The organism is Marivita geojedonensis (genome assembly GCF_002115805.1).
GTDB lineage: Bacteria > Pseudomonadota > Alphaproteobacteria > Rhodobacterales > Rhodobacteraceae > Marivita > Marivita geojedonensis.
In genome coordinates this window covers 57886-79996 of record NZ_JFKC01000018.1, presented here as the reverse complement: position 1 = coordinate 79996, position 22111 = coordinate 57886, and the positions used below count along the sequence as shown (strand labels likewise).

Here is a 22111-nt window from a genome sequence, read left to right as displayed (position 1 = left end):
CCCTAGAACTTCACCAACTCGACGCGCCGGTTCTGGGCTTTGCCATCTTCTGTGTCGTTCGCCGCGACCGGGCTGGCGAAGGCGACCCCGACGGGGTAAAGGCGCGATTGAGCGATGCCGTGTTGGTTGACGAGCGCGCGCACCACAGACGCCGCGCGGCGTTCGGAGAGGTTCTGGTTGTAGTCAAAACTGCCAACCGAATCCGTGTGCCCGACGATCAGCAGACGCAAGTCTGTTTCTGCGGTCATCAGCGCGGCAATCTGGGTGATGGTATCGGTTGAGTCTGGACGCAGACTGTCCTTGCCGCTGTCGAAATTGATCCCGTAGAGCGCGATCTTCCCCGTGGTCGAGATTTCGTCTCGCATTTCGTCTGAACTGACGGTCTGAAGTTCGATCGGAGCCGCATCCGGAGCCACGACGTCAACGATAACCACAGTGCGGTTTTGGAAGTTCGCCTTGCAGCTGGAGAACTGACTCGGATTCAGAATGTATGCCAGAACCGAAACTGTGACGTCTTTGTCTTCGTCGCGGAAAAGGCGATATTCCAAATTGCTGATGTACCCGTTCTGCGCACAATAGCCGGCTGAGTTCGCATTGTCGGTGATCCGGTCATCCGGCCATAGGTAGTACGCCAGGCTCATCCAGCCGCCCCCGAGCCCCCCGGCACGATTGATGGTCCCACCGCAGGAGTCGTTTCGGCAAAAATAGACGACCTCTGCTCCCTGCTCTGGTAGCGACGCTTCGTAGGCCCGCAAGGCGGCGAAAGGGGGTACGCCCGGTTCGAGCAGATACACGTTACGTGTGCGCTTACCCTCAACGGTAAGGTTTTCATCGGGCGACGTGACATAGACGTTATTCCCAACAGCCTGCCCGCTGCGTTTCTTAAGTTGCGACAAAGGAAATTCCGCGCGGTCCAATGGCGCTGAGAAATGGCTGACGATCAACGCGCCAGGCACGCGTCCAGCGATCTCGCTGTCAGACGCTCCTTCAATGTCGCGGATCGGCAGCTCTTGCGCCGCCGCTACGCTGGCGAGCAGAGAGAAGATCAGTGCAATAATGACTCTAGATGTCATGGCATCCCCCCAAATGACGTAGAGCGTCGACAACCTTCCGGGCCGCCGCTGGGAGGAAAAATCACCAATACACAGAAATCATTTCACGCATTAACTGCCGGCTTCCCAGTGCAGCCGGGGCCAAAAAAGCCCCCCCATGAACGGTGCTTGCCACCGCTTTTCGAGGGCAATCGGAGAATTACTTAAGAAGTTGTTAACATATTCTTTCGATTTCTGACACGAAATTCTGTTGCAAGGCTGCGCATGCATACCGATGGCGCGGCTGCGCCGATTCAAAATGGACTTGCTCCAAATCGACCACATCGCCCGGGGCGCTGCGAGACATTGCAAATTTTTTGGACCTTGTTCGATTGCCTAGGAGAAAAGATCCCTACCCCTTCCAAACCTCCGGCGTCACGTAGACCATCCCCTCGTCCACGCTGACCATCACCTCGCCGTCCTGGATGTTGACCTGCATCTTCATGGCGCGGCTGGCCAGACCGGCGAGCGCGGTGGTCTCGGCCTCGGGCAGGCCCAGCACCGTCAGGTTGTCGAACCGGGTGGTGCTGCCCTTGACCTTGTCCCACCAGACCTCGGCCGGGCGGCCGCCATAGGCGTAGACGATAACCTTGCCCGCCTTGGCGCAGGACTGGCGCAGCACCTTCTCGGAGGGCAGGCCGAGGGCGATCCAGACGTCCAGCTCTCCGCTCAGGCTTTTCTGCCAGATGTCCGGCTCATCATCGGTGGACAGCCCCTTGGTCATCTCCAGATGCTCGTCCGCATTCAGCGCAAAGGCCACAAGGCGCACCATCAGGCGTTCGTCGGTCTCGGACGGGTGTTTGGCCACGGTGAGCTTGTGGGTCTCGTAATAGTGCCGGTCCATGTCCGACACGCCGAGTTCGACTTTGTAGATGGTGGCATTCTGCGCCATGACGGCCCCCCGTGGCTGTGGATGGGCCTGCCTACTGCGTCCGGACGGGCGGGGACAGCAGATAGGCCACAGCCGGGCAGCGGGTCGGCCCATCGCAGGGCAAAAGGCGGAATTTTCCTCTTGCACCCCGCCGCAACAAGCCCTAAATCCCCGCCTACCAGATTGGCAGCGCGGGCGTAGCTCAGGGGTAGAGCATAACCTTGCCAAGGTTAGGGTCGGGCGTTCGAATCGCCTCGCCCGCTCCAATCCGGTCACATCGATGGCAGCGCGGGCGTAGCTCAGGGGTAGAGCATAACCTTGCCAAGGTTAGGGTCGGGCGTTCGAATCGCCTCGCCCGCTCCATCGATCCTCCTCCTCACAGGGATTTCGACATCGCCGCACGGGCGACCCGCTGGCCATGCCGGTCCACCGTCTCGTAGTGATCGATGGAAAAGCCGTGCCGGGCAAAGGCGGGCTGCGCCATGAGGCTGGCATGGGTGGTCAGGCGCGGGGCGTGCAGGCGTCGGGCCTCCGCCTCGATCCGCGCCAGGAGCCGCGCGAACAGCCCCCGCCCCCGCGCCTCGGGCAGGATATAGGCCAGGTCGATATAGCCGCCGGGGTCCAGCGACATGAAGCCGGTGATCCCCTCACCCTCGGACAGCACCACGTATTGCCGTCCCAGCCGCGCCGCCCAGTCGGGGCCGCTGTTGGGCCGGGCCAGCCACGCGACGCGCTGCGCCTGCGTGTAGGGGCTGTCGCCTTCGTGGATGGCGCGGAACATGACGATGCCCAGCGCCTCCGTATCGGCGGCGGTGGCGGTGCGAAGCTGGGTCATGGCGGCCCTCCGGTGTTGCCGTGCGAGGAAACCACGCCGGACCGGACAGGTGCAACAGGCCCTTGGCGCATCCGACGCGCGCGCCTATAAGGCCGCGACACCACGAAGGAGAGGCGAGATGCGCAGCGCCACAGTGACCCGCAACACAGCCGAGACCAAGATCACCGTCGAGGTGAACCTTGACGGCACCGGGCAGTACGACAACCAGACCGGGGTCGGCTTCTTCGACCACATGCTGGACCAGCTCGCGCGCCATTCTCTGATCGACATTGCGGTGCGCTGCGAGGGCGATCTGCACATCGACGACCACCACTCGGTTGAGGATGTGGGCATCGCCTTGGGCCAGGCATTGACGCAGGCGATGGGAGACAAGCGCGGGATCGTGCGTTATGGCGCATGCCTGCTGCCGATGGACGACGCGCTGGTGCGGGCCGCACTCGACCTGTCGGCGCGCCCGTTCCTCGTGTGGAATGTCGATCTGCCGACCCCCAAGATCGGCACCTTCGACACCGAACTGGTGCGCGAATTCTTCCAGGCCTTCAGCACCCATGGCGGCATCACCCTGCATGTCGACATGCTGCACGGGATCAACAGCCACCACATCGCCGAAGCCGCGTTCAAGGCGGTGGCCCGTGCCCTGCGCGATGCACTGGAAGTCGACCCGCGCAAGGCGGATGCGATCCCATCGACGAAAGGCGCCCTCTGACGTGCTGACAGCCATCATCGATTACGAGAGCGGCAACCTCCATTCCGCCGAAAAAGCGTTTCAGCGCATGGCGTCAGAGGTCAACGCGGGTGACGTTGTGGTGACGGCCGACCCCGAGGTGATCGCGGGCGCGGACCGTCTGGTTCTGCCCGGCGACGGCGCGTTTCCGGCCTGCGCCACCGCCCTGCGCACCTCCGGCGCCTTCGCCGCGATGGTCGAGGCGGTCGAGGTCAAGGCGCGCCCCTTCCTCGGCATCTGCGTCGGGATGCAGCTGATGGCGCGCGAGGGCCTGGAATACCGTCCGACCGAAGGCCTCGGCTGGATCGACGGCGTGGTGGAGCGGATCACCCCCGAGGGTCACCTGAAAGTGCCGCATATGGGCTGGAACGACCTGGTGATCGACACGCCGCATCCGGTGCTCGAAGGCGTGACCACAGGCGAACACGCCTATTTCGTTCATTCCTTCCAGATGCGCGTCGATACCCCGTCCCAGCGCCTCGCGCATGTCGACTATGGCGGCGACGTCACCGCGATCGTCGCGCGGGACAACATGGTGGGCTTCCAGTTCCACCCGGAAAAAAGCGCTGCCACCGGCCTGCGCATGATCGCGAACTTCCTGACCTGGGCACCCTGACGCCCCGGCCCTTCTCTGTTTCTCAAATACCTTGGGGGGTCCGGGGGGCAACGCCCCCCGGCACGTCGCGGGGACTGTGTCCCCGCGAAACACGCATCACTTCACGCGCGTCCAGGTCTGTCCGCGGCAGATGCCAAGCACGCAGCCTTCGACCTTCAACTGGTTGCCGTTGAGCGTCATCTTGGAATTGTAGGTCTTGTCCCGATCCGGCGCCCAGATCTTGCCGCCCTTGTAGGCCCCGCCACCCTGAGCCTTCATGCCCCAGATCATGCGTTTGCCGATATTGGGTGACGAAATCTTCTTTCCGCCGGCATCATAACCCTGCCCGAGCACACCGCAGATCTCCGATCCGCAGGTGCTGATCGTGACCAGACCGTAATTGCCGTCGTCGCCCGGCTGGGTCTTCCACACGCCTTCCACCGGATCGGCAAAGGCGGCGCTGGCTGCCAGAACAAGGCCTGCGGCGAGTGTCATCAGTTTCATCTCTGTCTCCTCCCTCAGAGTGGTGACAAAACTCTGACCCGAGCTTGCGAAACCGATCAAGATTGACGCTGGGTCGCGTTGCATGTGCCGTTCCGTCATGTCAAAGCGCATGCGACATCAGACCGGAGACCGCGCCATGATCCTCTACCCCGCCATCGACCTCAAAGACGGACAGGCCGTCCGCCTTCTGCGCGGCGATATGGAGAAATCCACTGTCTTCAACGACGACCCCGCCGCACAGGCGATGGAGTTTGTCGAAGCGGGCTGCGAATGGCTGCATCTCGTGGACCTGAACGGCGCCTTCGCCGGGGAACCGGTGAACGCAGCGGCGGTCGAGGCAATTCTCGAACGCTGCAAGGTGCCCGCCCAGCTGGGCGGCGGCATCCGCGACATGGCCACCATCGAACGCTGGCTCGACAAGGGCCTGCAACGGGTGATCCTTGGCACCGTGGCGGTGGAAAATCCCGATCTGGTGCGTGAGGCGGCACGCGCCTTTCCGGGCCATGTGGCCGTGGGCATCGACGCACGTAATGGTCGCGTGGCAACCAAGGGCTGGGCCGAAGAAACCGATGTGATGGTGACCGACCTCGCCCGCTCCTTCGAGGACGCCGGCGTGGCGGCGATCATCTACACCGACATCAACCGCGACGGCGCGATGCAGGGGCCGAACGTGGAGGCCACCGCCGATCTCGCGCGGGCCGTGTCGATCCCGGTCATCGCCTCGGGCGGCGTGTCGTCGCTCGACGATCTCATTGCCCTGCGCGACTGCGGCGCGGGCCTGAACGGCGCAATCTCTGGCCGCGCGCTTTATGATGGCGCGATCGACCTGAAAGCGGCGCTGGCGGCCCTCCAGACCGCCTAGATCGACCCGGCTTCGACCATGTAATTGTTGGCCGTACACATCGCGGCATCGTCCGACGCGAGGAACAGGACCATCCGAGCCAAATAGACCGGCTCGATCAGGTCTGGCAGACATTGCCGGTCGCGGTGCTTTTCCAAAGCCTCGGGCGAGGCCCAGAGCTCTTTCTGCCGCTCGGTCATGACCCAGCCGGGTACCACGGTGTTCACGCGTATGCGGTGCCCACCCAGATCGCGCGCCATGGTGCGGGTCAGGCCATGCACCGCCGCCTTGGCGGTCGTGTAGGCAGGCATGTTGCCGCCCGCTTCCCACCAGCTGTTCGACCCCATATTGATGATCGACCCAGCCCCGGCCTCGATCATGTCGGGGGCCACGGCCTGAATGGCAAAGAACATATGCCGCAGATTGGTGGCCTGACGTTCGTCCCAATACTCGGGTGTGACCTCGCGCCAGTCGTGACGGTCATCGCGGGCCGCGTTGTTGACCAACACCTGCGCCGGACCCAGCTTGGCCTTCAGCCTGGCAAACGCCTCTTTCAATGCAGGGATGTCGCGCAAGTCAGCCTGTTCCCATGCCACTGTCCCCTCGGTCGCATCCGCCAAAGCCTGTGCGCCCTCCGCGTCCAGATCGACGAATCCCACCTTCGCCCCCTGCGCGGCAAAGGCTTTGACGATTTCGGCTCCGATGCCCGACGCCCCCCCGGTGATGAACACGGTTTTGCCGTTCAGGCTGGGATAGCGTGCGAAATTGTCTGACATGGAACCCTCCTCTTTTCCTTGCCCTAAGGCATAATGCGCAACGCGCAGGCTTCACAAGCGGCGATCTTCGGGGTACGCGATGGGCCATGTTGAAGACCCGCATCATTCCCTGTCTCGATGTCGCTGATGGCCGCGTGGTCAAGGGCGTCAATTTCGTCGATCTGCGCGACGCCGGCGATCCGGTGGACGCGGCCCGCGCCTATGACGCGGCGGGCGCCGATGAAATCTGTTTCCTCGACATCCACGCCACGCACGAAAACCGGGGCACGATGTTCGATGTTGTCACACGGACGGCCGAACAATGCTTCATCCCGCTGACTGTGGGCGGCGGGGTCCGCACGGTTGCGGATGTGCGTGCGCTGCTGCTTGCAGGCGCCGACAAAGTGTCCTTCAACTCCGCCGCCGTCGCCAACCCGGATGTCGTGGCAGAGGCCGCCGACCAGTTCGGCAGCCAGTGCATCGTGGTCGCCATCGACGCCAAGACGGTCAGCCCCGGCAAATGGGAAATCTTCACCCATGGCGGGCGCAAACCCACCGGCATCGACGCAGTGGAATTTGCAAAAACCGTGGTCGCCAAGGGGGCCGGGGAAATCCTGCTTACCTCGATGGACCGCGACGGCACCAAGGCCGGGTTCAACCTCCCGCTGACTCGCGCGATTTCCGACGCTGTGGATGTTCCGGTAATCGCAAGCGGCGGTGTCGGCACTCTGGATCATTTGGTCGAAGGCGTGACCGAAGGCGGCGCAAGTGCCGTGCTGGCCGCCTCGATCTTCCATTTCGGCGAATACACGATTGGCGAGGCCAAGGCCCACATGGCCGCCGCCGGTATCCCGGTGAGGCTGACATGACACTGGAAGAGCTTGAACAGATCGTGGCGGCACGCGCGAACGCCTCTGCCGACGAAAGCTGGACCGCCAAGCTGCTGGCCAAAGGCCCGGAAAAATGCGCCGAGAAATTCGGCGAGGAATCCATCGAGGCCATCATCGAAGCGATCAAGGGTGACCATGACCGCCTGACCTCGGAAGCGGCGGATGTTCTCTTTCACCTGCTGGTGATGCTGAAATCGCGGGATGTGGCGCTGGCCGATGTGATGGCGGAACTTGCCCGTCGCCAGGGGCAGTCCGGTCTGCAGGAAAAAGCCTCCCGCTCCTGATCTTCTCTGTTTTCCAAATACCTCGGGATTTGCGGCGTCGTCCATTGGGCTTGAACCAATGGCGCACCAACGGACGACCCCAAGCGTTTCCGTCAACGGAAACGCCGCGATGCGTCGACGCATCGCCTGCGCCGCCTCACAGTTTGGACGAAATGATCCCGGTGTTGAACCCGCCCATGCGCAGCTCACCGAACAGGCGCTGATACTCGATCTTGGGGCAGCGGTTCATCACCACATCCACCCCTCGCGCTTCGGCCTTGGCGGCGGCCTCGGCATGTTCCACACCGATCTGCATCCAGACGGTTTGCAGGTCGGGAAACGCCTCAAGTGCCTCGTCGACAATGGGCGGCACGGCCTCGGAGCGGCGGAAGATGTCCACCATGTCCACCTTGGCGTCGATGTCGGACAGCGACGCTTTGACCTCTGCCCCGAACAGGCGCTGGCCCGCATGGCCAGGATTGACCGGGATCACAGTAAACCCCTTGAGCGACAGGTAGCGCGCCACGTAGAAGGACGGGCGCACAGGATTGAGGGATACGCCCACGACGGCAACCGTCTTGGTGCGTTTAAGGACCGTGCGCAGGAAATCGTCAGTGTAGCTCATGATCCCTCTCTAGACTGTGCCGCTGAAAAGAAAAAGCGCCCAAGGAGGCCTTGGGCGCAAGTGTTGGAACGAGGGACAGTGAAGGTGCAGCGGGTGTTCCAACCCCGCGCTCCTGAGAGATAGGTAGGAAGGATTTTCCGCGTTTAAAGGGAAAAACCCCGCGATCCGGTCACGGAATCGTCAAAACTCAGTAGCCTGCCGGCTCTGACACAGCCTGTGGTTGCGAGACATGCAGCGTTTCGTGCACATGCTCGGATGGATCGGTGCCGACATTTCGCTGACGCCGGTAGAGAAACAGCTTGCCCCACCCTTTCCAGTTGCCCACGGACGGCGCGTGAACGTCCTGCGGAAAACGGGTGCGCCAGCCTTCCGGCAGCGGCAATCCAACAGACGCAGCCCGGTCGAGCATCCAGACAAGAGGGATGTTTGCCAGCGGGCGCGCCTCTTCGTGACCGCGCAACTGGCCACCGATATCGCCATGGACGCCCTTGAACCACACCTGCTCCACATGGCCGGTCCAGCCCGGCGGACAGGACCAGAGCACCGGTTCATAGGCCATGCGGCGTTCATGGTAGGCCAAAGCGTGAAACCCGTGCTGGATGGAGGGTCCGAGCTGGTCGTTGTGGAAGGCGTGCCTGTCGTTGGTGAAACGCCAGACGATCGGCAACCGAAGTCCCAGCGCCTTGACCGTGTCCCAGACCCCGACCATCGTGATCACCGGTGCGTCATGGCAGTAAAGCGCCACGAAAGCGCGGGCGGCATCGCTGTCTGCGGAATAACGGTACAGCCTGTAGGCCTGGCGGATATTGCGCTCGGTCGCGGCTTCGGCGCGGACAAGGCCGATCCGGTCGATACAACCGGCCAGAGACCGCACGGCAAACGCGCCTCGGGAGTATCCGAAGAAAAAGATCCGGTCGCCCGGCATATAGCGCGAGGCGAGAAACCCGTAAGCGCGGCAGATCTGGCGGTTGATACCGCGCCCGACCATTATATCAGAAGCGCTGCGCCAGTCGTCCCATTGCAGGCCGCTCTCATAATAGACCGACAGGTCGCCGCCCACTTCCTGCAGCAGCCGATAGAGCAGACCGGCATTGGTCTCGTGCCCCGGATCAAGCGATGACAGCGTCCCATCAAGGATGATCACATGGTCGCGCGGCCCCCTGCGACGGGTGACCGGAGACTGGCCCGCAGCAAACCGTCTGCGGATCCAGCCAAGCAGTTGGTCACTCAGCCGCGACGCGCGCATCCTGCAACAGTCCCCAGACACGCTGCGGCGTGAACGGCATGTCAGCCTGACGTACGCCCTTCGCCCACATCGCGTCCTGCACCGCATTGGCGACAGCGGCCAGCGCGCCGACGGTCCCGGCCTCGCCGCAGCCCTTCATGCCCATCGGGTTGGTGACCGATGGTGTCGCTTCGGTGGTGAATCCAATCATGGGAACATCATCGGCGCGCGGCATCGCGTAGTCCATGAACGTTGCCGTGAGGAGCTGCCCGTCCTCGTCATAGACCACCCGTTCGGTGAGCGCCTGACCCAGCCCCTGCACCACGCCGCCATGCACCTGACCTTCGGCCAGCATCGGGTTGATGAGGTTGCCGAAATCGTCAACCACGGTGTAGCGATCGACCGTGACCTTGCCGGTCTCCGGGTCGATCTCGACCTCGGCCACATGCGCCCCGTTGGGGAAGCTGCGCGCATCCAGCGTGACCGTGGCATCGAAGGTCAGAAGGTCCGTGCGCCCTGCCTCGCGCGCCATCTGAGCAACCTCAAGCATGGTCGGTGTGACGTTCGACGTGCCCACACGGAACTGTTCGTCGTCAAAGCTGATTTCGGCTTCATCCACGCCCTGCTGTTCGGCAAGGAAAGCGGTGAACGCGGTGATGATCTTTTCGACCGCCGCCAGCGTGGCCGTGTTCTGAATCGTCACAGAACGCGATCCCCCGGTCCCACCGCCGCGCGCGATCAGGTCGCTGTCGCCCTGCACAAACCGGATCTTGTCCGCCGGGATGCCTGTCTGGTCGGACAGGAACTGCGTGAACACGGTCTCGTGCCCCTGGCCGTTCGACTGGGTGCCGACATAGATCGACGCGCCGCCATCCTCGTCAAAGGTGACCTTCACATCCTCGACCGGAGCGCCAAGGATGCTTTCGATGTAGTAGCACAGGCCCAGCCCGCGCAGTTTGCCCTCGGCCTCGGACGCGGCGCGGCGGGCGTCGAACCCGGCGCGGTCGGCAAAACTTTCGGCACGGGACAGGACGCGGTCGAAATCGCCCACATCGTAGGTCTCGCCCGTCGTCGTCTTGTACGGGAACTGGTGCGGCTTGATGAAGTTGATGCGGCGCAGGTCCCACGGATCGACACCCAGTTCCCGCGCGGCGCGGTCGATGACGCGTTCCAGCAGGTAGATCGCCTCGGGCCGCCCGGCCCCGCGATAGGCGTCAACCGGGGTCGTGTTGGTGTAGACCCCTTCGACCTGAAGCCACGAGGTCTGCACGTCATAGACCCCCATCAGCACTTTGGAGAACAGGCTTGTCTGGATCGCTTGGGCAAAATGCGAGTTATAGGCGCCCATATTGGCGACGGTCTGCACCCGATAGGCGGTGATGCGGTTGTTCTCGTCAAACGCCAGTTCCGCCGTGTGGCGCAGATCGCGGCCCGCGTTGTCGGACAGCATGCCTTCCGTACGTTCCGACATCCAGCGCACCGGCTTTCCCAGCATCTTGCAGGCGATGGCGGTCAGGAAATTCTCGGGGTGCGGCATGGCCTTCATGCCGAACCCGCCGCCGGTGTCCGGGTTGGTGATGCGCACCTCTTCGGGGGCCATGTTCAGGACACGGGCGATGTGTTTCTTGTGTTCCCAGACACCCTGCGCATTGATCGACACGTGAAGGCGGTCGCCTTCCATCTCGGAATAGCAGCCGCGCGGCTCCATTGCGTTGACGATGATGCGGTTGTCCTCGACGTCGAGGCTCACGGTCCGGTGCGCCGAGTCGAAAGCCGCTTGGGTGGCGTCCTCGTCGCCCATGCCCCAGTCGAACGCGACGTTTTCCGGCGCTTCGGGGTGAATCTCGGGTCCTCCCGATTGGAGGCCCAGATGGACGTCCTTGTCCGTGTAGTCGAATTCGATCAACTCCGCCGCATCGCGCGCGGCTTCAAGGTTGTCGGCGACGATATAGGCCAGTGCCTCGCCCACATGGCGCACCGTGTCGGTGGCCAGCACGGGGCGGAACGGCGCCGCCCCGGTCGAGCCATCGCGGTTCGGCACGGTGGTGCCCCAGAGACCCTCTGTATAGCCCGCCTCGGTCAGATCGGCTGCGGTGAGCACAAGATGCACCCCCGGCACCTCGCGCGCGTCCGCCACATCGAGCCGGTCGATGCCGGCATGTGCCACCGTAGACCGGAACACATAGCCCCGCAGCGCACCTTCGGGGGCGATGTCATCGACATACCGCCCGGTGCCGTTGAGAAACCGAACGTCTTCGATCCGTTTCACAGGCTGTGATTTGCCAAATTTGTCCATGTTCCCTCGCGCCTCCAAGCCCCTAACGTGCTGCGCGGGACACTAGCCTGCATGTCAGCGCTGTCCACCCTCTATGGACAGGTTCGACAGGTCGATTAGGCGGCGGGTGCCATACCCGTTGAACCCCGTGACCAGCGCAAGGCTGTACGCCCCGGCCCCAGTCAGCAGGATATGGTCGCCTTCGGCAATCGTTTCGGGCAGCTCCCACGTGCCCGGAACACGGTCAAGGCTGTCGCAGGTCGGGCCGAAGATCGAAAACTGCCGCTGTGGCCCGGCCCGATCGAGGCCGAACCGGTCAAGCACGGTTTTCCGCCCCGGAACCGGCATGTCGCGCCATTCGCCAAGCGCGCCGTAGAGCCCGTCATTGAGGTACAGCGCCTCGTCGCTGCGTGCCTTGACGCGCAGCAGAAGCCAAAGCGCGTCGGACACCATTGCGCGGCCCGGTTCACACCAGAGCCGGGGCTCAGCAACAGGGAAATGCGTCCGCGTCGCAGCGCGGATTGTCTCGAAAATGCGGGTCAGCGCGTCGCCGTGACCTTCGGCAACCGCCGGGAAGCCACCGCCCACGTTGAGTGTGCCGAGCCGGACACCGGCATCGCGGGCGATCCCGGCGCAGGCGGCGATGTGGTCGGCCCAGCTTGACGGATCGGTGCATTGGGTGCCGGGGTGAAAGGTCAGGGCCGGGACGAACCCACGCGCAGCGACTTCTCTCAGAAGGGCTGTGGCAACTTCGGGGCGCGCCCCGAACTTGCTGCCGAAATCATAGGCCCCGCCGCCGCGCCCGAGCGACAGTCGAACGGCAACCTCGGTGTTTTCCGGCAACGCGCCCAGCTTGTCCAACTCCGACAATCTGTCCACGGACCAGGACGCGACACCGAAGGATTTGGCCTGGGCGACCTCATCCATCGACCGGATCGGATTATGGTAGTGCAGCCGCGCCGTCGGCATGGCCTCACGCGCGGCCTGCATCTCGGCCACGGAGGCGACGTCGAAAGTGGTGATGCCGATCCTGGCAAGACGGCGCAGGATCTGAGGTGCCGGGTTCGCCTTGACCGCGTAGCTGACCGCGCCGGGAAAGCCGCGCAGAAAGGTCTGTGCCGTCCGGTGCAGCGCGGCGGGCCGGAACAGCGCCACCGGGTCGTCCGGGGGTGACTGACGGAGCCAAGTGGCCAGCTTCGCCCGGTCAAACCGCGCGTGTTTGATGTCGTCTGCACCTGCGCTCATGGCGGCCTCTTTTGTTCTGCCCTTCTTTCAGTCTGCGCCGTTTCGATGTCGAAACGACTCGGCAGTTCTTGCAAATCCGACTCTTTTGCCTTCAGACTGACGGAATGAGCGTACAGATTGACGAAACCGATGCCGAACTGATTGCCCTGCTGCGTCGCGATGCGCGGATGCCGGTGGCCGAGCTTGCCCGCAAACTGGGATTGGCCCGCACCACCGTTCAGACCCGCATCGACCGGCTGCTGGAACGGGGTGTGATCGCCGGGTTCACCCTGCGCAGCGGTGACGCACTGGCCGCGCCGATCCGGGCGACGGTGCTGGTGTCCATCGCACCGCGGACCGGACCCGGCGTTCTGTCCCGGCTCAGGGCGCTGCCGAATGTCGAGGCTGTGTTCACCGTATCGGGGCGGGTCGATCTGGTGGTCGAGATCAGCGCCCGCACGACGCAGGAGCTGGACCAGGCTCTGGATGACATTGCCGAAGCAAAGGGCGTTCAGAGTTCCGAGAGTTTCATCCACCTGTCGACCAAGATCGACCGTCGGGGATAAGGCGGGCGCAGCAAAGCCCCCGCGACGCGCCTAGTCTTCCTCGGCCGCGCTGTAGCGCTGGATCACACCGGCCTGCGAGATAAAGAAGAAGAAGGTCGCACCAGTGAGGACAAAGGTTTCGAAATAAACCCAGATTTCCGTGCTCTGTGTGCGCCAGACGATTTCATTCGACGCCGCCAGCAGGAAGAAAAACCCGGTCATGCGGCGGGTGAGGATCATCCAGCCCTCCTGCTCCATCGGCAGGAGTTCCCCCATCACGACGCGCAGGTAGCTTTGACCACGCAGAAGGCCGATGCCCAGCACGCCTCCCAGCAGCAGGTAGACCATTGTCGGTTTCATCTTGATGAATCGGTCATCGTTGAGCCAGACGGTCAGCCCGCCGAACACCACCACGAGCACGGCGGTGACGATCTGCATGCGGCTGATATGGCCCGTCAGCGCCCAGAGCACGCCCATCGACGCAAGGATCACCGGGATGAACAGCGCCGTGACAACGATGAAGCCGTCATAGTCCGTGCCGCCGAAGGTAAACACCTCGTCCTTGAGCCAGAGATAGGCGACGAAGAACCCGATCACCGGGCCCAGTTCCAGTGCCGATTTCACCCATTGCGGGACATGCCGATGTGCCAAGTCTCAGCCTCCGAATTCCACGATGACAGCCCCTAGCGCGATCAGGGCCATGAGCGCAATCCTGCGCGGACCTACTGTTTCCTTCAAAAACACCCAACCGATGATCGCGGCAAAGACGGTTGATGTTTCGCGCAGCACCGCCGCCTCGCCCACCTGATCGAGCCGTGTGGCCACCATGATGGAGCCGAAACTGAAAAATGCCACCAGCCCGCCGATCACACCTCTGACAGCCAGCGGGCCGAGGGCGGGTTTGTAGGTCATGTTGCGATAGCGGAGCGCCGCGATGATCGGCATGGCGATGCCGTCGATCATGAAGAACCACGCAAGGAAGGTAAACGGGTCGGCAGTGGCGCGGATGCCATAGGCGTCATAGGTGGTGTAAAGCGCAACGAAAAGGCCGGTGGCGATGGCCAGAGCAAGCGCTGCGGGCAACGTGTCCCGCGCGGTTTCCAGGAAGATCAGGTTGTAGACCGCAAGCCCGAATATCCCCGCGAGCAGAACAGCGAGGCCGAGCCATTGGGTGGCGCTGAAGGTTTCGCCGAAAATGAGATAGGCGCCGATGACCGCAAAAAGCGGTCCGGTGCCGCGCACCACCGGATAGACCACGGTGAACGCGCCTTTGGTATAAGCCTGCGCCTGCAGGAGTTTGTAGCCGAGGTGAATGATGAATGCGCCGAGGAAGATCGGCCACATATGCGGTTCCGGCCATGGCACCACGAAGAACGCAAAAGGCGCGGCCATCAGCCCGTAACTGAGGTCGATCGCCCCGCGCGACATCCAAGGATCGTGTTTGCCCTTTTGCAGCGCACCGAACGCGGCGTGCAGCACGGCCGCCAGAAGCGCAAGCCAGAGGGCGAGCTGTTGCCCGGTCTCGGTGCCTTCGATGGACACGAGCCAGTCGCTGATCATGGGCGCTGGACGGATTTTGCAAAATCCGTCTCAGGGGCTCTGCCCCTCGGCGCTGCGCGCCTCACCCCGAGGTATTTGCAGCCCAAAGAAGCGATCATTCGGTGCCAAGCCCCGTCAGGGCAGCGGCGAATTCCTCGGGGTCGAAAGGCTGCAGGTCGTCGATATGTTCGCCCACACCGATGGCGTGGATCGGCAGGCCGAACTTGTCCGCGAGTGCCACCAGCACGCCGCCTTTGGCGGTGCCGTCGAGTTTGGTCATCACCAGACCCGTGACATCGGCAAGTTTCTGGAAGGTCTCGACCTGGCTGAGTGCGTTCTGGCCCGTCGTGGCGTCGAGCACCAGAAGCGTGTTGTGCGGCGCGTCGGGGTCTTTCTTGCGGATCACGCGGACAATCTTGGCCAGTTCCTCCATAAGGTCCTGACGGTTCTGCAACCGACCTGCTGTGTCGATCATCAGGAGATCCGCACCTTCGGCCTGCGCCTTGGTCATGGCATCAAAGGCAAGGCTGGCGGGGTCCGAGCCTTCGGGGGCTGTGAGCACAGGCACACCCGCACGGTCGCCCCAGACCTGCAACTGTTCGACGGCAGCGGCGCGGAACGTGTCGCCTGCGGCGATCACCACCTTCTTTCCCGCGGCGCGGAACTGGCTGGCGAGTTTGCCGATGGTTGTTGTCTTGCCCGAGCCGTTCACACCCACGACCAGCACCACCTGCGGTTTGGTCGGATAGAGCGGCATCGGTTTGGCGACCGGGTCCATGATGCGGGCCACTTCGCCCGCGAGCAGTTCCTTGATCTCGCGCACGCTGAGTTTCTTGCCAAAGCGGCCTTCCGCGATGTTGGCCGTCACGCGGAGCGAGGTGTCGACGCCCATATCGGCCTGGATCAGCAGCTCTTCGAGCTGTTCCAGCATGTCGTCATCCAGCTCACGCCGGATTTCTGTCGGCGCGGTCGTGCGGCCCAGCAGGCGGCCGAGGAAGCCGGGTTTGCGCGTTTCGGGTTCTGCGCGTTCTTCGACAAGACCGACCGATTGCACCGGCACTTCGGCAGGTGGTGCCGAGGGCGTTTCCCGTGGCACTTCGGGGATCGGATCGCTGGGTTGCGGAGCTTCCGCAGGTGCGGGCGGCGGGCTGACCGGGGTCGGCTCGGGCGCGGGCATGTCAGGGCCGGGTGTGGGCGGAGTGTCCTGCGGCAGGTCGGGCTGCGGGATTTCCTGCGGTGCTTCCGGCTCGGTCTCCGGCAGATCGGGCTGCGGCACCTCGGCGGGCGCGTCGGGTTCCGGCAGGTCCGGTTCAGGGGTAGCCGGTTCTGGCACCTCTTCCGGGGTTGGGGGTGCGGGCACGTCCGACGGCGGCGTTTGCGGCGCTGGCGGAGATGGCGGCCTCGGGTCGCTGGGGGGCGGCGCTTCGGGGGTTGGGGTTTCCTCGCCACCGTCGGAAACGATGGCGTCCAACCCCTCATCCAGCTTGGACGAGGATTTGAAGAGCTTGGATTTCAGCTTGCCGAAAAAGGACATGGGGACCGTCCGTGTCTGCGTCGTTCCCCTTCACCTAGTCCTTATCCGGGCAAGATGGAAGGCTCAGACCTCGTCGGGGAAATGCTTCATCGTCAGGCGGATGGGGTTCGGCGCCGCCTGCCCCAGCCCGCAGATCGACGCATCGGCCATTGCGGTGCAGAGTTCCTCGAGCAGCGGCTGGTTCCAATGCTCGGCCTGCATCAGTTTCACTGCCTTTTCACAGCCCACGCGGCAGGGAGTGCACTGACCGCAGGATTCGTCCTCGAAGAAGCGCAGCATGTTGAGCGCGGCATCTCGGGCGCTGTCTTTGTCAGACAGCACGACCACGGCGGCGGAGCCGATGAACGATCCGTGCGGTTGCAGCGTGTCGAAATCGAGGGGGATGTCGTTCATCGTCGCGGGCAGGATGCCGGAGGACGGGCCACCGGGTTGGTAGGCCTTGAAGCTGTGGCCCTCGGCCATGCCACCAGCGGCTTCGATGATGTCGGTGATCGTGCTGCCGGCGGGGAGAAGGTAGACGCCCGGATTGGCGACACGGCCCGACACCGAGTACGACCGCAGGCCGGTGCGGCCGTTTTTTTCGGTCGTGTTCAGGCACTCCGGGCCTTCCCGGCAGACGCGGGCGACCCAATAGAGGGTTTCCACGTTGTGCACCAAGGTGGGCCGGTTGAAGATGCCAACCTGCGCCACGAACGGCGGACGGTGGCGGGGCATGCCGCGTTTGCCTTCGATGGATTCGATCATCGCGGATTCTTCGCCGCAGATATAGGCCCCCGCCCCACGGCGCAGGTCGATATAGCCGGGGGCGACCATGCCGGTGGCCTCCAAGGCGGCGATTTCCCGGCGCAGAATTTCGAGAACGGCCGGGTATTCGTCGCGCATGTAGATGAAGCAGGTCTCGGCCTCGACCGCCCAGGCGGCGATCAGCATGCCTTCGAGGAATAGATGCGGCACGCGTTCGAGGTAGAAGCGGTCCTTGAACGTGCCCGGTTCGCCCTCGTCCCCGTTCACTGCCAGATAGCGCGGGCCGGGATTGGCGCGTACGAAGCCCCATTTCTTTCCCGACGGAAAGCCCGCGCCGCCAAGACCGCGCAGACCGGAGGCGAGCATCTGTTGCTGTACCTCCTCCCAGTTGCCATTGGCGCGCAGATCGGTCAGCGCGGAATAGCCGCCGGTTTTCAGGTAGGCGTTCAGATCCTGATAGTCGGGGATGTGGGCATGTGTGTCACCTGCGGCGATGGCGGCCTGCACCTTTTCCGGGGTCGCATGGTCGATGTTGTTGTGACCCAGCTCCAGCACCGGGGCGGTGTCGCAGCGGCCCATGCAGGGGGCGCGGACAACACGCACCTCTGCAGGGTCAAGCCCCTCTTCCAGCGCCGCCATCAACTGTTGCGCGCCCGCCAGTTCGCAGGAGAGCGAGTCGCAGACCCGGATGGTCAGCGCGGGCGGCGGGGTTTCGTCCTCTTTGACCACATCGAAATGGGCATAGAAGGTGGCGACCTCATAGACCTCGGCCATGCTGAGGCGCATTTCCTCGGCCAGCGAACGCAGATGTGCCGCGCTCAGGTGGCCGTTGGCATCCTGGATCAGGTGCAGGAATTCGATCAGAAGATCGCGGCGGCGCGGACGGTCACCCAGCAGCGCCTGCACTTCGGCCAGCGCCTCATCGGTGAACTGACGGCCCTTCGGCGTCTTGCGTCCTTTGCCGCGTCCGGATTTCCAGACACCTTTGCGTTCATCCAATGCCATTCGGGCTCGTCCTCTGTTCGCGTTTGGCGGCAAAGTTGCACAGGCAGTGGGCGCCGACGAGCCTGAAAACGACCTTACACATGGCCCCTGCGCCGGAGCGCTGGCGCGCATGGAGAACGAATGCGGATTTTCGGAAATCTTTCGCCGATGTCATTTGTACCGAACCGGGGAACTGGCTAGGATTCCGGATATGAAACAGCTTCTGCCATCCCTGTCTGTCGCCGCCTGTCTGGCCGCACCGCTTTTTGCGGCAGAGCCGATGAACGGTGCGCAGTTCGAGGCCTACGTGACCGGCAAGACGCTCTATTTCGGGCAGAATGGTCAGGCCTACGGAGTCGAGGAATACCTTGAGGACCGTCGCGTGCGGTGGTCCTTTCTGGATGGCGACTGCAAGGATGGTGTCTGGTACGAAGATCGGGGCATGATCTGTTTTGTCTACGAGGACAACCCAACGCCCCAATGCTGGTCGTTTTTCCGGGAATCGAATGGCCTCCGGGCGATTTTCGAGAACGACCCGAATGCGACGACGCTTTATGAGGCACAGCAGAACGACGAGCCGATGATGTGCCTTGGTCCGGATGTGGGCGTCTAGGCAGATTTCGACCCGGCCACACGCCCGCTGACGCCCACAGGCAGAAACGAAAACAGGCAGAAACGAAAAAGGCCGGTCTTTCGACCGGCCTTTGGTTCTTGGTTCCCGACGCGGATTATTCGCGGTTGCCGAGGAACTGGAGGAGGAACATGAACATGTTGATGAAGTCGAGGTACAGGCTGAGCGCGCCCATGATGGCGGCCTTGCCAAGCCAGTCCTGATCCCCATGCTGCGCATGAGCGACATACTCGGCCTTGATGCGCTGTGTGTCATAGGCGGTCAGCGCCGCAAAGATCAGCAGGCCGATGATCGACACGGCAAACGCGATCGCCGGGGACCCGAGGAAGATGTTGATGATCGACGCTGCAATCAGGCCGATCACACCCATGATCAGGAACGAGCCCCAGCCAGAGATGTCCTTCTTGGTGGTGTAGCCCCAGAGCGACAGGCCGGCGAAGGCGATCGAGGTCACCAGGAAGGTCTGGATGATCGAATAGCCGGTGAAGACGAGGAAGATCGAGCTGATCGACACGCCCATCAGTGCAGCGAAGGCGTAGAATACAAGCTGCACGCCAGCCGCATTCATGCGGTTCACGGCAGCGCCGAAGCCGAAGAACACGAACGCCAGCGGTGCGAACATGACCACCCACTTCAGCGGAGACATGTAAAGTGCCTCGCCGAGACCGGTCAGATACTGACCTTCGCGGATCATCGTCGTCGCCGCGCTCGGGTCTGTGGTGACAGCAAGTCCGGCAATTGCCCATGCCGCAAGGAACGTGATGAACGTTCCGACAGACATGGTGCCGTACACCTTGTTCATGTGCGCGCGCAGACCCTCATCAATCTGGGCGGCTCGGGCGCCAGCAACGCCGGTCGTCCGGATTGTGTTATACTCAGCCATTCATCCCTCCGAATAAAACTCAGGCGTCACCCGCGACTGCGGGGACAGATGTCCCGAATATCGGGTCTCCCGCCCCACATTTCAAGCGTTCGGCCATCCGGGAAATGTCGAAAACTGCATCCGATATGCATTTTTTGGCATCCGAGGGTCGGCGCAGCCGCAAAATCACTTCGTCCAGCAGGACGGAGCGTCCCAGATCGGGCGGGAGGCCTCTTCTGCCGCGCGTTCGGCATCAAGACCGATATCGTCAAGCAGATGCGGCTCCAGACGGGCCAGCCGCGCGCGGCTGCGGTGCAGCGCCATTGCACTGTTCAGGCGGTTGATCACGCTGCTCCGGTGGCGCGGTGCGTACAGTCGGCCGAAAACGGTATCCATCAAGCTCATCATGGCTTTTCCTTTCACATCTGTGATGGGTTTACCCAAAATCATCGTATTGCCTGATGCATATGAGGCTGCTATCAGCATTTGTGAAACGAATGTTTTTGAACTCATTCATCATGGATTGTGATATATGCGAAATCTCGACATCACGACGCTCCGCTCCTTCATCGCCGTGGCCGATGCCGGCGGCGTGACGCGGGCGGCTTCGTTTCTGAACCTGACGCAGTCTGCGGTGTCGATGCAGATAAAACGCCTGGAAGAAAGCCTCGACCTCACCCTGCTCGACCGGCAGGGGCGCGGCGTGGTGCTGACCGCGGCGGGCGAACAGCTGTTGGCCTATGCGCGCCGCATCGTCGATCTGAACGACGAGGTCTACGGCAAGCTGACGAACACCGTCTGGGAAGGGGAAATCATCCTCGGCGTGCCGCATGACATCATTTACCCGGCGATTCCGAACGTGATGAAGGCAATGCAGCGCGATTTCCCGCGTGTGAAAGTGCAGCTGCACAGTTCCTATTCCAGCGAACTCAAGGAACGCTTCGCGCGCGGTGACGCGGACGTGATCCTGACCACTGAAACCAAGCCCGATGGGGATGCGGAAATCCTGATGAAGGTTCCGCTGCGCTGGTATGGGGCACCGGGGGGACAGGCGTGGAAAGCCAGCCCCCTGCCCGTGGCCTTCTGCAACCACTGTTCTTTCCGCCCCGTGGCACTTGGCACGCTCGAACGGGACGGCGCTGCGTGGGATCTTGTCCTGTCATCGGACAGTGACCGCGCCATCGAAGTGGCGGTCAGCGCCGATCTGGCCATCACATCCGTTCTCGAAGGCCACGAGCCACCGCAATTCGAGGCGATCCCGGCCAACGCCAACCTGCCCGATCTTGGTCATCAGTCGGTGGCACTGTATCGCGGCACTGCCCGGTCGCAGATCATCGAACCGCTGTGCGACCTCCTGCGCCGAGAGTTCGCTGCGATCTCGGGTGTCGATCTTCGGGCGGCGGCGGAATAGCCGAAACTACTCTTCGTCCCGGATCCGGATGACCACCTTTCCCGTGGATTTCCGTGTGCGCAGCAGTTCGAGCCCGTCCGCGACCTCGGAAAACCCGAGCGTGTGGCTCACATGCGGTTTCAGCCGTCCCTCCACATACCAGTCCAGCAGCGTTGCAAGGCTGTCGGTCACCACATCCGGGCGGAATTGCAGGTATCCGCCCCAGTAAAGCCCGAGAACGGACAGGTTCTTCACCAGCAGGTGGTTCGCTTTGATCTGGGGAACATCGCCGCTGGCAAAGCCGATGGGAAGCAGGCGCGCTTCGGGTTTGCACGACCGGAATGCCGCCTGAAACTGCTCGCCCCCGACAGGGTCATAGACAACATCAGCCCCGCCCAGCGCTTTCATCTCTGTGCGGATGTCCTGGGTTTCCGCGTCGATCAGATGGTCCGCGCCCGCAGCTTTGGCCGCCTCGAGCTTGGCCGCCCCACGCGCGCAGGCCACTACTGTGGCGCCCATCAGTTTCCCGATTTCCACCGCCGTAAGACCCACGCCACCGGCTGCACCGAGCACCAGAAGCGTTTCACCCGGTTGCATCCGCGCGCGATGATCAAGTGCAAGATGACTTGTGCCGTAAGCGATCTGGAACGCGGCCGCGTCGACCATCGGCATCGCGTCGGGCAGGCGCACCGCGCGTCGCGCATCGAAACAGCCGTACTCCGCAAGCCCCCCCTGCCCACCGAACACCGCAATCCGGTCTCCGGGTGCAAACCCCGTCACCCCATCGCCCAGCGCATCGACTGTACCGGACACTTCCATACCCAGAGTAAAGGGCAGGTCCGGCGTGTCCTGATAGGTTCCCTTGACCATCAGAAGGTCAGCAAAATTCAATCCACAGGCATGGACCCTGACCCGAATCTCTCCCGGAGCGGGAACCGGAACCGGAACCTCGCAGATTTTGAGTGCGGCATCATGTCTGTGTACCTGAAACGCCTTCATTGGGACCCCCAGTCTCAAATTCTCATGTTCTTACTTTGGCTTACGTTAACGGAAAGGTCACGGCGATACTGAGTCGTTAGCGCTAAAACATGTTACCGCATGAAAGGCTTGGTCAAAATTTGTTAACCATTTTCTGAATCCAGCGCCCAATTTCCTTGCCCTGAT

At 62.9% G+C, this 22111-nt stretch carries 24 protein-coding genes and 2 tRNA genes; 10 read left to right on the top strand and 16 right to left on the bottom strand.

What is annotated here, in order from left to right; genetic code table 11:
• Positions 1 to 2 precede the first annotated feature (2 nt).
• Together MGEO_RS15720 and MGEO_RS15715 are read right to left on the bottom strand one after the other, a co-directional pair.
• Positions 3 to 1106, bottom strand: coding sequence for an OmpA family protein (locus tag MGEO_RS15720; RefSeq protein WP_143746281.1), 1104 nt, complete (start codon positions 1104 to 1106; stop codon positions 3 to 5).
• Positions 1107 to 1443: 337 nt separating this feature from the next.
• Positions 1444 to 1983 carry a YaeQ family protein gene (locus MGEO_RS15715; protein ID WP_085639915.1) on the bottom strand — a complete coding sequence of 180 codons (540 nt, stop codon included), beginning with the start codon at positions 1981 to 1983 and terminating at the stop codon, positions 1444 to 1446.
• 170 nt (positions 1984 to 2153) lie between these two features.
• Between MGEO_RS15715 and MGEO_RS15710 the strand changes: the two genes are divergently transcribed.
• Positions 2154 to 2228 (top strand) — tRNA-Gly (locus MGEO_RS15710).
• Between the two features lie 22 nt (positions 2229 to 2250).
• Positions 2251 to 2325: transfer RNA gene (locus MGEO_RS15705), tRNA-Gly, on the top strand.
• Positions 2326 to 2338: 13 nt separating this feature from the next.
• On the opposite strand, the gene MGEO_RS15700 is transcribed toward MGEO_RS15705, so the two are convergent.
• A complete protein-coding gene (locus MGEO_RS15700) occupies positions 2339 to 2797 on the bottom strand; it encodes a GNAT family N-acetyltransferase (protein WP_085639912.1) in 459 nt (152 codons plus the stop codon).
• 118 nt (positions 2798 to 2915) lie between these two features.
• Between MGEO_RS15700 and hisB the strand changes: the two genes are divergently transcribed.
• Positions 2916 to 3503 carry an imidazoleglycerol-phosphate dehydratase HisB gene (gene hisB / locus MGEO_RS15695; protein WP_085639910.1) on the top strand — a complete coding sequence of 196 codons (588 nt, stop codon included), beginning with the start codon at positions 2916 to 2918 and terminating at the stop codon, positions 3501 to 3503.
• A 1-nt stretch (position 3504) separates the two neighbouring features.
• Entirely contained in the window at positions 3505 to 4137 is a 633-nt protein-coding gene (hisH, locus tag MGEO_RS15690; RefSeq protein ID WP_085639907.1) for an imidazole glycerol phosphate synthase subunit HisH, read from the top strand.
• Positions 4138 to 4233: 96 nt separating this feature from the next.
• Here the strand turns inward: hisH and MGEO_RS15685 are convergent, their stop codons facing one another.
• Positions 4234 to 4620 (bottom strand): DUF2147 domain-containing protein, encoded by a 387-nt coding sequence (locus MGEO_RS15685; protein ID WP_085639940.1) that lies wholly within the window; start codon positions 4618 to 4620, stop codon positions 4234 to 4236.
• Between the two features lie 136 nt (positions 4621 to 4756).
• Between MGEO_RS15685 and hisA the strand changes: the two genes are divergently transcribed.
• The gene (gene hisA, locus MGEO_RS15680; protein WP_085639904.1) at positions 4757 to 5482 is read left to right on the top strand and encodes a 1-(5-phosphoribosyl)-5-[(5-phosphoribosylamino)methylideneamino]imidazole-4-carboxamide isomerase; all 726 of its coding nucleotides are present in this window, start codon (positions 4757 to 4759) and stop codon (positions 5480 to 5482) included.
• Here the strand turns inward: hisA and MGEO_RS15675 are convergent.
• A complete protein-coding gene (locus MGEO_RS15675; protein WP_085639901.1) occupies positions 5479 to 6237 on the bottom strand; it encodes an SDR family NAD(P)-dependent oxidoreductase in 759 nt (252 codons plus the stop codon). The genes hisA and MGEO_RS15675 overlap by 4 nt on opposite strands.
• Before the next feature lie 86 nt (positions 6238 to 6323).
• On the opposite strand from MGEO_RS15675, the gene hisF reads away from it, so the two are divergent.
• A complete protein-coding gene (hisF, locus tag MGEO_RS15670; RefSeq protein ID WP_085639898.1) occupies positions 6324 to 7085 on the top strand; it encodes an imidazole glycerol phosphate synthase subunit HisF in 762 nt (253 codons plus the stop codon).
• Positions 7082 to 7390, top strand: a complete 309-nt coding sequence (locus MGEO_RS15665) for a phosphoribosyl-ATP diphosphatase (RefSeq protein ID WP_085639895.1) — start codon at positions 7082 to 7084, stop codon at positions 7388 to 7390. Before hisF ends, MGEO_RS15665 begins: the two co-directional genes overlap by 4 nt.
• 136 nt (positions 7391 to 7526) lie before the next feature.
• Here the strand turns inward: MGEO_RS15665 and MGEO_RS15660 are convergent, their stop codons facing one another.
• From MGEO_RS15660 to MGEO_RS15645, 4 genes are all read right to left on the bottom strand, one after another.
• On the bottom strand, positions 7527 to 7994 hold the full coding sequence (locus tag MGEO_RS15660; protein ID WP_085639892.1) for a CoA-binding protein: 468 nt from the start codon (positions 7992 to 7994) through the stop codon (positions 7527 to 7529).
• A gap of 187 nt (positions 7995 to 8181) precedes the next feature.
• Positions 8182 to 9240, bottom strand: coding sequence for a DUF2235 domain-containing protein (locus tag MGEO_RS15655; protein WP_085639889.1), 1059 nt, complete (start codon positions 9238 to 9240; stop codon positions 8182 to 8184).
• A complete protein-coding gene (locus tag MGEO_RS15650) occupies positions 9218 to 11515 on the bottom strand; it encodes a xanthine dehydrogenase family protein molybdopterin-binding subunit (RefSeq protein ID WP_085639886.1) in 2298 nt (765 codons plus the stop codon). The genes MGEO_RS15655 and MGEO_RS15650 overlap by 23 nt, the downstream gene beginning before the upstream one ends.
• 54 nt (positions 11516 to 11569) lie before the next feature.
• Positions 11570 to 12739, bottom strand: coding sequence for a type III PLP-dependent enzyme (locus tag MGEO_RS15645; protein ID WP_085639883.1), 1170 nt, complete (start codon positions 12737 to 12739; stop codon positions 11570 to 11572).
• Between the two features lie 104 nt (positions 12740 to 12843).
• Here MGEO_RS15645 and MGEO_RS15640 point away from each other — a divergent pair, with 104 nt between their 5' ends.
• Positions 12844 to 13284 carry an Lrp/AsnC family transcriptional regulator gene (locus MGEO_RS15640; RefSeq protein WP_085639880.1) on the top strand — a complete coding sequence of 147 codons (441 nt, stop codon included), beginning with the start codon at positions 12844 to 12846 and terminating at the stop codon, positions 13282 to 13284.
• Between the two features lie 30 nt (positions 13285 to 13314).
• Here the strand turns inward: MGEO_RS15640 and MGEO_RS15635 are convergent, their stop codons facing one another.
• The 4 genes from MGEO_RS15635 to MGEO_RS15620 all read right to left on the bottom strand — a co-directional run bounded on the left by MGEO_RS15635 (position 13315) and on the right by MGEO_RS15620 (position 18085).
• Positions 13315 to 13914, bottom strand: coding sequence for an inner membrane-spanning protein YciB (locus MGEO_RS15635; protein ID WP_085639877.1), 600 nt, complete (start codon positions 13912 to 13914; stop codon positions 13315 to 13317).
• Between the two features lie 3 nt (positions 13915 to 13917).
• A complete protein-coding gene (locus MGEO_RS15630) occupies positions 13918 to 14820 on the bottom strand; it encodes an EamA family transporter (RefSeq protein ID WP_085639937.1) in 903 nt (300 codons plus the stop codon).
• 97 nt (positions 14821 to 14917) lie between these two features.
• Positions 14918 to 16336, bottom strand: coding sequence for a signal recognition particle-docking protein FtsY (gene ftsY / locus MGEO_RS15625; RefSeq protein WP_085639874.1), 1419 nt, complete (start codon positions 16334 to 16336; stop codon positions 14918 to 14920).
• 63 nt (positions 16337 to 16399) lie between these two features.
• A complete protein-coding gene (locus tag MGEO_RS15620; protein ID WP_085639871.1) occupies positions 16400 to 18085 on the bottom strand; it encodes an NAD(P)H-dependent oxidoreductase subunit E in 1686 nt (561 codons plus the stop codon).
• Between the two features lie 190 nt (positions 18086 to 18275).
• Here MGEO_RS15620 and MGEO_RS15615 point away from each other — a divergent pair, with 190 nt between their 5' ends.
• Positions 18276 to 18677 carry a hypothetical protein gene (locus MGEO_RS15615; RefSeq protein WP_085639868.1) on the top strand — a complete coding sequence of 134 codons (402 nt, stop codon included), beginning with the start codon at positions 18276 to 18278 and terminating at the stop codon, positions 18675 to 18677.
• A 115-nt stretch (positions 18678 to 18792) separates the two neighbouring features.
• On the opposite strand, the gene MGEO_RS15610 is transcribed toward MGEO_RS15615, so the two are convergent.
• Both MGEO_RS15610 and MGEO_RS15605 read right to left on the bottom strand, forming a co-directional pair.
• Positions 18793 to 19578, bottom strand: a complete 786-nt coding sequence (locus MGEO_RS15610; protein WP_085639866.1) for a Bax inhibitor-1/YccA family protein — start codon at positions 19576 to 19578, stop codon at positions 18793 to 18795.
• A 165-nt stretch (positions 19579 to 19743) separates the two neighbouring features.
• A complete protein-coding gene (locus MGEO_RS15605) occupies positions 19744 to 19962 on the bottom strand; it encodes a DUF1127 domain-containing protein (protein WP_233139945.1) in 219 nt (72 codons plus the stop codon).
• Positions 19963 to 20089: 127 nt separating this feature from the next.
• Here MGEO_RS15605 and MGEO_RS15600 point away from each other — a divergent pair, with 127 nt between their 5' ends.
• Positions 20090 to 20968, top strand: a complete 879-nt coding sequence (locus MGEO_RS15600; protein ID WP_085639863.1) for a LysR family transcriptional regulator — start codon at positions 20090 to 20092, stop codon at positions 20966 to 20968.
• Positions 20969 to 20974: 6 nt separating this feature from the next.
• Here the strand turns inward: MGEO_RS15600 and MGEO_RS15595 are convergent, their stop codons facing one another.
• Positions 20975 to 21946 (bottom strand): NADPH:quinone oxidoreductase family protein, encoded by a 972-nt coding sequence (locus tag MGEO_RS15595; RefSeq protein WP_085639861.1) that lies wholly within the window; start codon positions 21944 to 21946, stop codon positions 20975 to 20977.
• Between the last annotated feature and the right edge of the window lie 165 nt (positions 21947 to 22111).

Bases quoted from the DNA above. Each gene is read 5' to 3' on its own strand.
- MGEO_RS15600 (WP_085639863.1), top strand. From the start codon at position 20,090: ATGCGAAATCTCGACATCACGACGCTCCGCTCCTTCATCGCCGTGGCC.
- MGEO_RS15645 (WP_085639883.1), bottom strand. From the start codon at position 12,739: ATGAGCGCAGGTGCAGACGACATCAAACACGCGCGGTTTGACCGGGCG.
- MGEO_RS15640 (WP_085639880.1), top strand. From the start codon at position 12,844: ATGAGCGTACAGATTGACGAAACCGATGCCGAACTGATTGCCCTGCTG.
- MGEO_RS15685 (WP_085639940.1), bottom strand. From the start codon at position 4,620: ATGAAACTGATGACACTCGCCGCAGGCCTTGTTCTGGCAGCCAGCGCC.
- MGEO_RS15660 (WP_085639892.1), bottom strand. From the start codon at position 7,994: ATGAGCTACACTGACGATTTCCTGCGCACGGTCCTTAAACGCACCAAG.
- MGEO_RS15715 (WP_085639915.1), bottom strand. From the start codon at position 1,983: ATGGCGCAGAATGCCACCATCTACAAAGTCGAACTCGGCGTGTCGGAC.
- MGEO_RS15615 (WP_085639868.1), top strand. From the start codon at position 18,276: ATGAAACAGCTTCTGCCATCCCTGTCTGTCGCCGCCTGTCTGGCCGCA.
- MGEO_RS15620 (WP_085639871.1), bottom strand. From the start codon at position 18,085: ATGGCATTGGATGAACGCAAAGGTGTCTGGAAATCCGGACGCGGCAAA.
- hisA (WP_085639904.1), top strand. From the start codon at position 4,757: ATGATCCTCTACCCCGCCATCGACCTCAAAGACGGACAGGCCGTCCGC.
- hisF (WP_085639898.1), top strand. From the start codon at position 6,324: ATGTTGAAGACCCGCATCATTCCCTGTCTCGATGTCGCTGATGGCCGC.
- MGEO_RS15605 (WP_233139945.1), bottom strand. From the start codon at position 19,962: ATGAGCTTGATGGATACCGTTTTCGGCCGACTGTACGCACCGCGCCAC.
- MGEO_RS15595 (WP_085639861.1), bottom strand. From the start codon at position 21,946: ATGAAGGCGTTTCAGGTACACAGACATGATGCCGCACTCAAAATCTGC.
- MGEO_RS15700 (WP_085639912.1), bottom strand. From the start codon at position 2,797: ATGACCCAGCTTCGCACCGCCACCGCCGCCGATACGGAGGCGCTGGGC.
- hisB (WP_085639910.1), top strand. From the start codon at position 2,916: ATGCGCAGCGCCACAGTGACCCGCAACACAGCCGAGACCAAGATCACC.
- MGEO_RS15610 (WP_085639866.1), bottom strand. From the start codon at position 19,578: ATGGCTGAGTATAACACAATCCGGACGACCGGCGTTGCTGGCGCCCGA.
- ftsY (WP_085639874.1), bottom strand. From the start codon at position 16,336: ATGTCCTTTTTCGGCAAGCTGAAATCCAAGCTCTTCAAATCCTCGTCC.
- MGEO_RS15675 (WP_085639901.1), bottom strand. From the start codon at position 6,237: ATGTCAGACAATTTCGCACGCTATCCCAGCCTGAACGGCAAAACCGTG.
- MGEO_RS15650 (WP_085639886.1), bottom strand. From the start codon at position 11,515: ATGGACAAATTTGGCAAATCACAGCCTGTGAAACGGATCGAAGACGTT.
- MGEO_RS15665 (WP_085639895.1), top strand. From the start codon at position 7,082: ATGACACTGGAAGAGCTTGAACAGATCGTGGCGGCACGCGCGAACGCC.
- MGEO_RS15655 (WP_085639889.1), bottom strand. From the start codon at position 9,240: ATGCGCGCGTCGCGGCTGAGTGACCAACTGCTTGGCTGGATCCGCAGA.